This window comes from Anaplasma ovis str. Haibei, from assembly GCF_002214625.1.
GTDB lineage: Bacteria > Pseudomonadota > Alphaproteobacteria > Rickettsiales > Anaplasmataceae > Anaplasma > Anaplasma ovis.
In genome coordinates, this window is sequence record NZ_CP015994.1 from 1 (window position 1) to 13,554 (window position 13,554).

The window sequence follows — 13,554 nt, forward strand, 5'->3', positions numbered from 1 at the left end:
ACGCGGCCTTCAGGTGTGTTGGCGCTTTCCAGTCGTGCCCTGTGCACGTATTGCGCTCTTTGTGAAATTCTGGGGATAGGCCGTAAAGTTCGGTGGACAACAGGCGCGTCACGTGTCGTGACACATGACGGCAGCCTGAAGCCATACCCCGAAGAAGCAGCGCGTATGCGCCGCGCTGCTTCCGGGGAAGTGTGGTGCCTACTGCTCTATAGCGGTAGTAGGTTGTGTTCGTGCGCATGGCACTGGGTTCCATCACTGCAATGTGTGTTCCATGCCACACTGTCAATCAGCGCATCGTCGGTGTAATCCCGATTAGGTATGGTGCCACCACGCACTCCCGCGTTGGTGATATGCGGGTCCGTATGAGGCAACGTAGGATCTGACAACATGCCGCTTTCTATCTCGGTATAGTCATCATTGCTGCGTGGAGTACGTTGCACTTTGTTGGTGCCACTACCGCCTGATGCACGCATATTGTCGTGCCTAGCTCTCAGGAAGTCATCCAATGCGTCATCGTGCGCACTGCGTGTACTTACTGTATCGGATTCACTTGATTTCGTGCCATGCACACCGTGATCAACCGCTTCAGTAGGTACTTCTCCCAAACCTGGTGCTTGCTCTTTTCTTGTGCCAAGCGCAACCTTTCCGACTAGCAGATTAGGATGCTTGGACAGCACACCGACCTCGTTTCCGTGCTTATCAAATAGATGCACAAGTTCGGAGTAGCCATCCCCAGTTGCACCTATGCCGTCGTAAGATATGTTTCCGTTGTCACGAATCTCCAGAAGCGTACCATCCGCGTACTTGTTCAAGTTGGCCAGGAGTACATTTGTTACTGGGATCCTCGACATGTGGTCAGTCACTGCATTCTCATGAACGAGAACAGAGCTGATGTACCTGTGCTCACCCAAATCCTGAGGCATGCCCTTAGGGTTCTCCAGCCCGCTCGAAGTTGAAGGGACCAAATGTTTTTGCCCATTGTGAGTTACCACCTTTAGGTGTGTAATAGCCTTTGGTAGCTGGAAATAACTCCCGTCATTAATGTCGGCAATGAAAAAGACGTGCTCGTGCACTTTTTGTCCGTTTACCACCCTATCGCTAGCAAGCAAATATAGCATTGAACCGCGTAGCTGCTGCAGATCATGCTCACTCGCATCAACTTTGAGCACCTTTGTAGCATCTATGGCACCCTGATCTGCTGGGGTATTTTCCACTATGCCAGCACGCTTATGTATTTCCTGCACCAACTCTGGGCTATCACCCCATTGACGTTGCATGAAAGAATAGTAGTCGCTGAACCCACTGTCGGTGCCTAAATCCCCTTTACCAGTTAGTGAAACGCGTTTTGTACCGTTGCCACCGTCTTGTAGCTCGACTTCTTGTTCGTGCAAGGAGGAAACAAAGTCACTGTGGCTGTAGTTAGGGTCAAACGCAAGGAAAATATCCCCCTGGAAGAAGCTAGGGGCGTTAGAAAGCTCACCAATCTTCACATTTTCTGGCTCATAAATAAGCTCCGCCCTAGCAAAGTGTGATTGGTCGTGCACCCTGATTATTTCACCTTGTTCAGTTTTAGGTATCTGCGGATCATCCGCGTTCCACCGCAGTTTGAACAATGTACCATCAGCGTATCTTGTGAAATCTATAAGGTCCAACTTTGCGTGCTTGGCAATCCAGTCTGCTTCGATTCTTTGATACGCGAAAATTGGGTCAATGTACGTATAACCCTTTGTATTGTATGGCATGCCGGGCGGGTTTGTGTTCCCATCTTTTGTGCATGGTACAAGCCTAGTGGTGCCATTTTCCGTCCTTACAAGCTTGAGGTGTGTTATACTGTCAGGAAACTGCAACACTCTGCTTGCGGCTACATCCCTGATGAAAAAAGCTGGATTATCAACTACGTTACCGTCCTCATCCCTTCTCTCCTCACGCATGTAAAACTGAAGGCGAGACAACCGTTGTATGACCATTTCGTTGTTCGAGTATACAGCAGCGTCGTACGTATCGTCGCTTGTTCTGTCAGTACCCCTATCATCAACGACCTCACCCTTCCTAGCTACTGTGCCAGGACCAATCTCTGGAGCGTTGGTAGCAGGCTCTATTGTGACCCCTTCAGACACTGTAATACTGTCATCTCCACTGTGCCCTATGACTTTAGGATCTGAGAATTTATTCAAACCAACTACGACGCTTGTCCCATTGTCTACTGTGCCGCGCACAAATTGAGAAATCTTGTTGCCACGTTCATCCAACGTTACCACCGCAACTGGAGCTTCAGAGTATGTGGTGTATACAGACTTGAGACCGTCAGATGTAACAAAGTTTCTGAATCCCGCTTGCCCGTTTTCGAACACTACAAAAGCCTCGCTATCACTCGGCAGTTCAGCTATCTTTTTGCCTCCTGGGAGAAACACGGACACACCGCTCACATCTCCTTTACCGGTAGCTTCAAGAGATAAAATGCCTTGCTGACGCCACAGTTCCTTCAGTGCAGACTGATCATCCCCCCTCATCCTTATAGGATCAATATACAAAAGGTGCTTCAGAGCCTTGCAAATCATCAGTGATTCCGCTGAATTCACATGACCTAACATCAGTGCATATGCATGTCTGGTAACATATTCTGCATACGCTGCTCCCAGCATTTTTACCTGCACGTTTAGCCCAATGCTCCGGTTTTCATACTCTGTGCCAGCAATTGTTGCGAAGTCCATGTGAGGTACGCTTTCAGGAATATTGTTCAGCCCTCCGCTTAACATAACGGATGCATGCTCTATAGCCTTGCGGAGAGCATGTTCCGAGTGTGCATTTTGTGTTTGTAGGTACTGGTCGTATGCTTTTTCCGCTTTAACGAGGGATTCGCGTATTTTGGCAGTCTCGTGATCATACTTGGTCATGATTTTGGAGATGCTGTTGACATTCTTGTAGTACTTGCCCAACAAATACTCCTCACCACTTGCGTTGCAGTATGTATATTGGCGTACCCCATCCACAATTACAGGTTTCAGAAAGTGATATTCATACGGTATGTCGAACACGTCCCCGGAATACGGGTTGAGCGCACATATCTTATCGTATATCCCAATGTGCCCTACTGGGGAAAGCACTCTTACCATTCCTCCAGCGCTGTTTTCGAGGTGCGCATCAAAGACCTTGACCTCCTTAACCTCGCCATCAATTATCTTATCTTCAAACCCAATTAGTGAGTGTGTGCGCACAAACAATGCGTTGTGTCGCTTGACAAATTGCTCTGTGGCGTTTTCATTCAACCACTTTTCGAACTCTGCTGGTACGTTCATCACGGGGTTGAATGGATCTAAAGTTACCAGTGTGGACGCACGCTGCCCGCTATACACGCTATGTGGATCGTAGGGTGCAGTCGAGGAGTTCTTGAAGCTTTCACGCAACAAGGAAGGGTTGTGTGTCTGTAGATAGTGGACAAGTGTCGCACCCAAATCGTACTTTAAAGCTATGTACTTAGGAGCTTGCGGGTCTTGCTGGCCTTTCTCGTTTAGCTTCGTGTGCTCATCGATAATGGCCATGATGCCATCCAGATTTTTGGTGCTGTTAAGTTGCGGGTCATCCTTAAACATCTGCAATACATGATCCGCCCTTCTCATGAGGTCTAAGTCTACCCTGTGGCCGTGTTCCACAATGTGCTGTATATACTCACCCACACCCTCATTCAAGATGTCCACTCCTTTGTGGAATCCGTAGCGGCTGGAAATAGCGTAGTCGAACAGAAGGTGGCTCAGCTCATGGGGCAGGTTTGCTACCCTATTTTTCCCTTCCTTATATACGTAAATCCTATTGTCAGAAGGCCACGCTATACCACCGATATTCTTTTTATGTATGCCTACAGCCTCTAGTGCAGCATCAAATTCCCGTTTATGCTCAAATACATATACATTAAGCTCTTGTGGAGTGTTATGAGGCTCCAACGCGAAGTTTGTATTGAACACCTCAAGTGTGGTCTTGAGTGTGCGGTCCACATACTGCTTTGTTGCATCTGCAAGTGGGTCCGTACTGTGCACGGTAAGCTTGATCTGCAACTGCTCCAGAAGCTCAGACTGTATATCAAACTTATTGTGAAAATTCCCCTCTACCTTAGCAAACTGCAGGCCCATCTCATTACCACCACCCGCACCACCCGCAGCAGCGACGGGGCAACTCGGCTTACATGTTCTGATGACCTGCGGAGGCTGGGGAGAGCCTCTCAAAGGGCATCGCTCTGACGTTCTCATAAAAACCCCTGCAAATAAAAAAGGAGGGGAGTAGAGCATAATTTCTTGGGAGAGTCAAGAGAAAATAGCTTCTTAACCTATGTGATATGGGGACTGTAGCGGATTTTTCTGCAGTAACGTATAGAAACTGCGGTGCTCGACATACTAACTGCGGCAGTAATCGCCGAAAGATGCCAACGCTTCATCTTTTGTCTAGGTTTTTTGGTAGTATCACAGCTGCGCTTCATTCATTTTTAATGCGGGTTCTCTATCAATCTCCGGCTTTTGGTTCTTACCCTTATTGAGGATAGCATGACAATCATCGGGCGACGAGACACAGATCGAGAAATTCGCATAACACCTGGAGGGTTAATATCTTCCAGAAATGGAGCAGAGTTGTACTCTGTAGCTGCAGTAGATGATGGACACCAGGTCTCGTTTCCTACATCACGGTATTACTACCTGGGTGAGCACAACATAATATACGAAAATCATGGTTATGCGCTGTCAATCCCGCCCCGGTACCAATTTTTAAAAGTGGTGCAAGACGCAGGAAAACAAGTGCTGCACTTTTGTGATAGAAACGGAAAATTGCTCACTGTTGAGGATTTTAACTCCCTCGACGCCAAAGATATGCGCGATCCGTCTAGTGTATTAAGCGCGCTAGAGCGTGCAAGTGTTCCAACTGTGAGCAATATCGAGAGGCTTACTGCGGATGACAGCGCGCTTGGTAATGTAGAATATGTTGCCCAAGATTTAAAGAGCCTAGTGAAGCTGAATGGGAACCAACCTTCATTCGCGCTTGGCTCACTTGGTGGCAACACATCTGCGGTGCATATGTTTCCCCTGAAACCATTTGAAGCATTGCCCACAATGATTCCGGAAGCCTCTGTGGGGATGCTAAACAGCGAGTACGCGCTGCTGGTACTGGATCGTGGTAGTGGCTCTGCGACTTTCTCGTACTTTTCGCCATCGCTACAACACCCAGCGCACGTACAGATAGAGCCCGCAAAACATCGGCAGGAAGCTATAAATGCGGTAAAATCGGCGCTGCTCGAGCATCCGCTGTATCTTATAATTGAAGGAAGGGCGTTTAGCGTATCAGAAAGCACGGAAGGTGCAATGGTGGTGCGGAATGCCCAGCAGGCAATGAGCCTTCTGCAGCAGGTAAAACTTATTCCAGATGACGAGCGAGAAGATGAGCTAGAATTTGATGTGCTTGGGGGAAAGCATGCTCTGAAGATAACTGTGGGTAATGCTCTGCCGTATCCAGAGGGTGTGCAACACAAGTTTGAGGTTTTGCCGGGGGTACTCAGCAATGTTGCAGTATCGGTTCCTGGGGCTGAAATACCGATAGCTGCACACACGCATGGCGGACACTCGCTACTATTCCGTGATTTCACGTTCGAGCACACCGTCACAGGGGAGACCGGCAGTAGCGTGCTGGGGTTTAAAAAGGATCTTACTCAGCATGCATTTGAGGCGCTAGTCAGAAACAACTTTGCGCTCCACATTCCTGCAACAGATAGTGGGGAGTTTCCCCACATAAATTTCAATGGGAAGCCTGTTGCAGATGGTATACACCCTCTACAGGCTCTGGCACGCAGCGCGGAGTATACAGCTGGTGGAGAAAATGTGCCCGAGAGTGTAGTGGGACCGAAAAATAGCGCACCCAAAGATGTACCACAGGTTCCACAACCTGACACAATGGAGCCCGCTGGCGATGATCCGAGTGCATACCTACAAGATGGGTGGGAATCGAGCGTAAAAGGTGCTATCGTTCCGGGGGAAATACTGTTTGATGTGCAAGCAGGAATGCGAAAACACCAGGCGGTGCTTAGGCTTCATAGTGGCGATGATCATGTGCTGCCCACGTGCAGCTACCGTTTCGGGCAGGATGAGCAGTTGATTGCTCGTGACATTTGGGGGCACAAAGTAGTTATTCCAGAGGAGTACCGCTACCTGAAGGTTGTGCTGCACAATATTGGCGGACAACCGCTATACAAACTGTCGTTCTGTGACGAATCAGGTAAAGTGCCGGATGCTTGGGACATAGCGCGTCACTATCGGGATAGCAACTCCCTACCAGATGATCTCCGAGCGTTGCTGGATCGGGGTATAGTGCCGGATATTATTGCAAACCCACAATTTGTTGCTAATGACCTGCAGCAAATGTCACTTAAAGACTTGTACGATGAGCAGGGTCACGGCCCCGCAATTGCGTTGGCAAAGCGTCAGGGCATTAGGTCAGTTTTGGGTAGTAAATTTGCAGATAGTGAACACGTAATCGTGGGCAAGCTTGCCTCAAGCCTTGCGTATTTCGATTTTGCTGCTCACCCATACTATACCAACCTGTTTTTTTATGATGACAACAAAGTGGAAATACCCCCAACAAATTCCAAGGCTGTGCCGGATGCTGCAGCAGCAGCCTCTAGGAATATGTTGCTGGTACTGGGGCATGAAGGCTTAGCTTATATGTCTAACCAGGACCCGCGTGTAGGCGGCGTGCAATTGGCACACTCTTCGGACGAATACGAACACTTTTTAACCCAGGCAGCTTTAGCACTGAATGGACAACCAACAGGGCTCTCTCGACCTATTGCTCTGCGATTTAAGGTAGACAGTGCAATAATAGATTCTCACAACACTTTGGGTGCGTTGTATCCGGTGTACGCCCTTGTAGGCGACAGAGAGTACCCGTTCATGCTGAATGGCGACCATGTGCATTTTTCTAGGAATATGCTAGAGCTTGTCTACATTCCGAAAGAAGCATCTCCTGCACTATTGTGTGTGGATGGCGCACTTGGGAAGGAAGTCATACAAAAAGTGCTGTATGAACCCATTTTACTGAAAGAGGGCGAGGCAGACCATGACCCACGTTTGCGAACTTTTATGGTGGTACATGGAGATAAAGTTATAGTGCGCAACGCTGTGGACGCGCTGCTTAAGGCGTTGCCACAGGGCGTAGAAGCCACCACACACCGTGAGGTCGACCCCGTCGGTGGCGCACATAGTCCGGCTGAGTCAGACGATTTGCAATCACAACACACGGCCGGAAATGATACAAATAAGCCCGTAGGGCCGTCAGGTAGTGGAGAGCCCAGTACTGACGGACCAATTGCCCCCTACGGCGAATCTTCCCATGGAACTGGCTCAACAGGTGGTATTGGACAGGTGCCGGAAATACTTTCTCTTCCCCTGACGCTGGGAGCAAGAATTGAAGACGGTGATGAACGTGTTGAGAAATTCCAGGTTGTGTTGCGGGTACGAGAAGGCGCAACTGGGGAGCAAAACCCTGCCTTGCCCACGTCAGGATATATATCTAAATATGGAAAGATAATTCACGTCAACAGGCCGTTAGGCTACACCCTTGTTCTGGCACCGGAGCACCAATTTTTGAAGGTAGTTGAGGTATTTGAAAATGGAGCAACACAATATAAATTGGCCCTATGTGACGCAACAGGGCTGCAGCTGACCCACCAGGATTTCATCAATCAGAGCGCCACAAGCTTAACAGACCGTGACCCGTCAGTAAGTCTCTCACATGTTTCGGGGAATTACGCAAACTTCTTACGGGACTCCCGCGCAATATACAACACCGGGAGAGTAATAGCTGCTGGCGCCAACGGTGACGAAGTGGCGGTGGATTTGGAGGATGTTTATAGAACCCAGGGATACTTGCCATACTTTAGGCTTGAAGCATCGGAGTCGGGACGTGCTATAGTGAGTTATAACACACGCGATGGCAACACCCAGGACCGCCCCATGTTTTTGAATGGAGAATACGCGCTGTTTGAGTTTGACCCAGCGTTGCGTGCCTGTACGCTATCGTTGAGCAATGAATACACGGCATTCAATGGTGCAGACGGTAATCCGGATGTCACTTTTCATGATACTAAACTCACATTTACGTCCGCTGACCAGCAGTATTCTAGTGGAATGGCAAGGGCCCGTATTAAGGCTTTGGAGCGCAAACCACTATATGCAACCGTTGATGGCGCGTCTCTGAAATTTACTACAGTGCCTATGGCTCAGGTAGTTGAAGATCCTGAAATAGCGAGGCAATTCATTCAACGCATTATAGACCCAGACTATCATGACAACCAGCGCTATTCCGTAAGGATTGTTGCCATGGATAAATACGAAATGGGATTGCAAGGTATGGGAGTTAAAGTTGGGTCACAGGTAATAGAGATTCCTATATCACGTGAAGACAGCGGCAGGATAGGCTTTTTTATTGATACCCCGCTCGAGATTGTACGTACGACTAATCGTGGCAAAAAATCCACACAGAGCGTACCAAATCTGCAGCACGATGTTCTAAGTGAATTTTTGGCACAACAGGTCTCGCTAACAATCGATCCTAGCGGGCGTGAGTATATTACAACGCCAAGTAGCATACTTGCTCCCGGCAGTAGGAAAAATGCCCAAGGTGGGGCGTTTTTGTCTTCGCTCATGGCACACAATGCGAGCGAGACTGTAGGTGACAGTGTCGGCGAGTTTGTGGAAAGGGCCAGAAAAGCGCGCCACGCTGGTGCCGGCGAGGAACCCGGTACGGACGACTTACTGCCGCCGATACAGCATACACCTGGCGCTCATGCATCTGATACTGATGGTGTGTATCCACATAGTGCGCCTATAGCGCCCGTAGTAGACACTCTGCGGTTACATTTTGATCTCGACCGTAATGCGCAACACGCCCCAACATCATTAGGAGTTGCTGCACACCATGATGGAGGCTCACGCGTTGCACCGAAGGTGTCGTATTATTTCACACAGCAAGGAGAGTTAATTGCCTACATGGGCCCGTCTCTCTTCAAGGTCCTTGATGCAAAGTACGCGAAAGTTGTTCAGCTGCAAGATGATGAGTACGTTCTTAGGTTATGTGATGCCGAAGGTCGAGATCTTGACGAGGCGTATAGCGATGTTGATAAACCTGCTGTAATACTAAACAATTTAGATTGGGAGTGGGACGAAATATACGAAAGCACTGAAGACAAGCCCGCTTTCACGCTGCATATGGGGAATGCCGGGCCTTCTGGACACGCGCCAGTGGTCCTAGTGCCTACACCCGATAACTACCTGAGTGAAGACTATAACAACATGCCCGTTGCACATCTGAACGCTGGTCTAATGGTATTTATTATCGGTCGAGACCAGGTTACGCTCCTGAATCACTCAGTGGTGGATAGCAAGCGGCCGAGTGTGCTAGTTTGGGATTTACAGGATGAAGCAAGCACAACGCACAACGCTCTGCTGCAGCGCGCATCGGATACACATCCCCTGTATTTAGTAATACGGGAAGCTGAGGTTGCCTGGACGCTGGACAAGGATGCTACAGATCTGGAATTTCTGTACAATCCGCGCATTGTCGAGTGGTTGCGGAACACATGGCTGGGAGATTCCACCCAGGTTACATTACGACTCACTATTGAAAACAGCGAGGAGGACTCAGACTTCTTGAGAGTACGCGCACTTGTTCTCGGTGATACACCGAAAGTACTTGAACAGCCAGAAGGCGAGGGGCTGTATTTTGATAAGACAACATATAGCATACGCGTGCGGGAGAGGGGTACTGCGCACGAAGTGCGCACGGATACGCCGGTAGACATCTGGCGTGTGCAGATGCTGGCTGCAGTGGTGCCCGAGGTGTTTTCTCTTGAGGCTCGGGGTAATGCTGGGGCTGACGTCGCGTATTATGTTGTAAGTAATGCAGACGAGCGCGAGGTTAGCTACGTTGCGCAAGATCTTTCCCCAGAAAATTGGCATGCGGGCCGACCTTCGCTGCTGCAGGCAATCCAAGAACATGACGCGCTGTTATCACAACCAGAACATCCACAAGCGGGTGAACGCGAACCCGATGCTGCACCTGTTGACGGGGAGAGTGATTCTGGAAGCGGCGCCACCGGAGCGCGCGGAATGCCTGTGTTTGATGCTGAGCAATGGGGCCACAGTGCCCAGCGCTTAATTTTTGTAGAGGGATCTGCTGCACAGGATCATAAAGGCAACTACACGTTGTGGATAAATGCTGAGTATGAAAATATGATGCGCTTTCACACAAATGTGAACGCTAGGTACCGCACTGGGGAGTACACGTATGAGGAGGCAATAGAGCTGTACAACTCCATTACCACAGAAATGTGCAGACACCAGGGCTATACTTTCCCCGTCATTGGCGGAAGTGTGGACCCGCATGGGCAGGTCACCGTAGGTGGATACAGCTTCGGCGGTATAGAAGCCCTGCACAAGATGTTTGAGCTCACATAGCAAGCAGCGAAGCTACGATCGACCCCGCGTGGAGGCAAGCGGGGTCGAACCGCTGACCTTCTGTGTGCAAAACAGATGCTCTACCAACTGAGCTATGCCCCCAAAATCAGCGTAGAGGCTAGCATAAGAGCACCTCCAATTCAAGAGAATTCTCCGGAGAACTTGCCCCAACTAGACAACCTCCTGTACGCGCTCTACTATTCCGCTAAAGTCGTTTATATCGCTAAAGTTCATATACACAGAAGCGAACCTGATGTATGAAACTTTATCTAGCGCAAACAGGCTCTCCATCACCATACCTCCTATGACCCCGCTGGGGACGACACTCCCCTTGATTGCCTCCAACTTGTAGAACATGTTGCTGACTACCATATCGATCTGGTCGCGGGTAACAGGACGCTTTTTCGTGGCCAAGATGATGGACGTTAGTAGCTTTTGTCTGTCAAAGGCTTCCACGCTACCATCCTTCTTTAAAACCTTTACTGGCTTGAGTAAAAGCTCTTCCACAGTGGTGAATCTGGAATTACAACTGTCGCAGTACCGGCGCCTTCTCACAGACATCTTGCAATCTGAAGGTCTGGAGTTTTTCACGCTGGTGTCGACGCTATTACAAAACGGACATCTCATAAAGACTCAACTTTTTCCTAAGAAACCCTTGCCAACTGTCGAAAACCCAAGTTAGCGATTGTTTTTCATACCACAGACCTTATAATTAGGCAATGCGGAAGGGGTAGAATTCTGTGACCAGCGGCGTGTTGTGCTCTCTAGGATTGGGCTTTTTGACCAAGCGGTGCGTGCATGTTGACAGTTTCGGGAATCGTTATTATTCAGCCACAGTTAGAGGCAAAGAGCGCAGGTGGGTTGTTTACGGGGGGAAGGTAGATCCCTCCACTGTAACGGCAAGGTGCCACTTGTGGTTGCACTATACAACTGACGATCTTCCGCCTGCAAAGGGTAATAGGCAGCATATCCCGAACCTAACCGGCACTGCATGCGCCTACCATCCGCACCGTGGGCCACACAACAAGGAGTCCCGGGGTGTGCACTCATAGCTTAAAATGCACCTGGCACCCGGGTTGTGGGTGGCCTGGTTTAGCTATGGCTGAGCGTACTTGGTGTTTTTCCGTGTAACAGAGTCTTGTGAATGAGTGGTTGGTATGTCACATTATAGCATTACAGAAGTTGTGGTGGGCGTTCTCGTTTCTGCTGCGGTAGTCGCGTTGGGAGCGCACGTTACCAACAGATTGTCGCACGAGATGCAGTTCTACAAAGGCTGTCACACAATTCATGCATACTTCACAGACGTTGATGGGCTCAGAGTAGGCAGTGAAGTGAGAGTATCCGGAGTGAATGTCGGGTCAGTTACTGCGCTGCACTTAGACCAGAACAACATGCCCGTCGTCAAGATGTGCGTACAGAAGGGGGTGAGTCTTCCGGTTGACAGCTCAGCTACGGTTACCTACGCGGATTTACTCGGCAAGAAATACGTGGACATTATGCCGGGATCTGATGAGGCAGTCATAGCTGAAGGTGGTCTCCTGCGGCACACAAGCACTGCTGCAACCCTGCGTATGATATTGGAGGGGGTGGTGAATTCGGTGCTGAACAAGTAAGGTGGTACTACGTTAACGATGCGTGCGCACAAAGAGCGACCAGATGTGTGTGCCATTTGGCCGGCCAGCCTGAAGCTTTACTTCTCGGATGGGTACGGTTACCAGTCCTTCAAAAGTGCAACTCATTTTAAGACCTTTTTAACAGTTGTATAGCACTGTCGTGCAGTGAGGGGCGTTTAGCCTCCTGTTGGTTGTCGGTGTTATTGGGTGTGTCATGAAGCCCGTAGTGTGTATAGCTGCTGTATTGTGTGCGTTTAGTTATCTAGTTCCAGCAAATTCCAATGGGATGAGCGGTCGCGGGGATTTTTACGTGAGCCTTGGGTATGGGCCCGCAATAGGAACAATAAGTGGGTTTAGGCTTAATGCTGCGAAAGAGACCGTAGCAATACTGCCTTACATTGGGAAGTTGGGTTCCGGCGAGCTTTCTTCTGCCAACTACGATTGGGCAGCAGAATCTACGGAGAGTCCGGTTATAAGGTTCGAAAACAGCAGCCTATTGGGTCTTAAGGGAAGCGCAGGTTGCGTGGTGCGTGGCACTAGGCTCGAGGTAGAACTCGGACATGAGCGATATGATTTTAAATCACAGAAGTACGCCTTGCTGAGCGGGGGGAGCGCAACTTTTGCTCTAGTGAAAAGAATATCTGCCAGTGCAACGCGTGACGTTGAGGGTTTTCGGGCTGCGCTGCAGAAAGAGTTGTCCAAGCCGGCTCTGGAATCCATAAAGAAGCGCTTGGAAGACATTAGAGACCATGACGAAGCGCGGGAAAGTAGAGCGCTTGCCACCAAAATTGTGGAGAAGTTTACCCCCCTCATATCCGGGGAGGGGGCTGGCACTGCAGGTGCCACAACTACTACCGGTACTGGTGGTACCGAGGTCTCTGCCCAGGGTGCGCGAGATAAAGCTATTGCAGATATTGTTACTCTTCCACTTCGTACAAGGGGGGTGATTGGCCGGGCGATTGCCACAAGTACGGAGGGTATGGAGATTGTAGAGATAAGTGGAGTTAGGGCAATTTCAGCAATCCTGAATGCATGCTACGATTTTCCACAAGTAGGACTACTAGTTGGCTGGAGAATGTCTCCCTATGCCTGTGCTGGGCTAGGTGCGAGCTTTATAGGATTGACTGACCGACAATTTCAACCGCAACTTACCTGCAAGGTCAAGGCTGGTATAAATTACAGTATTACACACAGCCTGGCAGCGTTTATTGGTGGCACTTTCAGCAAGGTACTAGGCACAAGCTACGACAACACTTCTGCTCACCGAGCGGTTGACGATGCCAGTCCATTAGGAAAGACGAAGGAGAAGATATCAGCATCTTTTGGACTACGTAACGTAGGAGTAGAACTAGGTATCAGGTTTGGATTCTGAATACACCTAATCCCCTAACCTCAGTAGCCTCTCTTCCAGCCTTGCTCACCCAATGTGGCACCACCACCCAGCCTGGCATCAC

The 13,554-nt window shown here is 49.5% G+C and carries 6 protein-coding genes and 1 tRNA gene; 4 read left to right on the forward strand and 3 right to left on the reverse strand.

Features of this window, described 5'->3' with window-relative positions:
- Window positions 1–206: 206 nt before the first annotated feature.
- Window positions 207–4,217 carry a hypothetical protein gene (locus AOV_RS00005; protein ID WP_233497163.1) on the reverse strand — a complete coding sequence of 1,337 codons (4,011 nt, stop codon included), beginning with the start codon at window positions 4,215–4,217 and terminating at the stop codon, window positions 207–209.
- 315 nt (window positions 4,218–4,532) lie between these two features.
- On the opposite strand from AOV_RS00005, the gene AOV_RS00010 reads away from it, so the two are divergent.
- Window positions 4,533–10,487, forward strand: coding sequence for a hypothetical protein (locus AOV_RS00010; protein WP_199463064.1), 5,955 nt, complete (start codon window positions 4,533–4,535; stop codon window positions 10,485–10,487).
- A gap of 29 nt (window positions 10,488–10,516) precedes the next feature.
- Here AOV_RS00010 and AOV_RS00015 read toward each other — a convergent pair.
- Window positions 10,517–10,589, reverse strand: a tRNA-Ala gene (locus tag AOV_RS00015).
- 69 nt (window positions 10,590–10,658) lie between these two features.
- Window positions 10,659–11,114, reverse strand: a complete 456-nt coding sequence (nrdR, locus tag AOV_RS00020; protein WP_075139228.1) for a transcriptional regulator NrdR — start codon at window positions 11,112–11,114, stop codon at window positions 10,659–10,661.
- Between the two features lie 167 nt (window positions 11,115–11,281).
- Here nrdR and AOV_RS00025 point away from each other — a divergent pair, with 167 nt between their 5' ends.
- The 3 genes from AOV_RS00025 (at window position 11,282) to AOV_RS00035 (ending at window position 13,472) form a co-directional block, all read left to right on the forward strand.
- Window positions 11,282–11,539 carry an NADH-ubiquinone oxidoreductase subunit NDUFA12 family protein gene (locus tag AOV_RS00025; protein ID WP_233497251.1) on the forward strand — a complete coding sequence of 86 codons (258 nt, stop codon included), beginning with the start codon at window positions 11,282–11,284 and terminating at the stop codon, window positions 11,537–11,539.
- A gap of 105 nt (window positions 11,540–11,644) precedes the next feature.
- The gene (mlaD, locus tag AOV_RS00030) at window positions 11,645–12,100 is read left to right on the forward strand and encodes an outer membrane lipid asymmetry maintenance protein MlaD (RefSeq protein WP_075139527.1); all 456 of its coding nucleotides are present in this window, start codon (window positions 11,645–11,647) and stop codon (window positions 12,098–12,100) included.
- A gap of 214 nt (window positions 12,101–12,314) precedes the next feature.
- Window positions 12,315–13,472 (forward strand): P44/Msp2 family outer membrane protein, encoded by a 1,158-nt coding sequence (locus AOV_RS00035; RefSeq protein ID WP_075139226.1) that lies wholly within the window; start codon window positions 12,315–12,317, stop codon window positions 13,470–13,472.
- Window positions 13,473–13,554 lie beyond the last annotated feature (82 nt).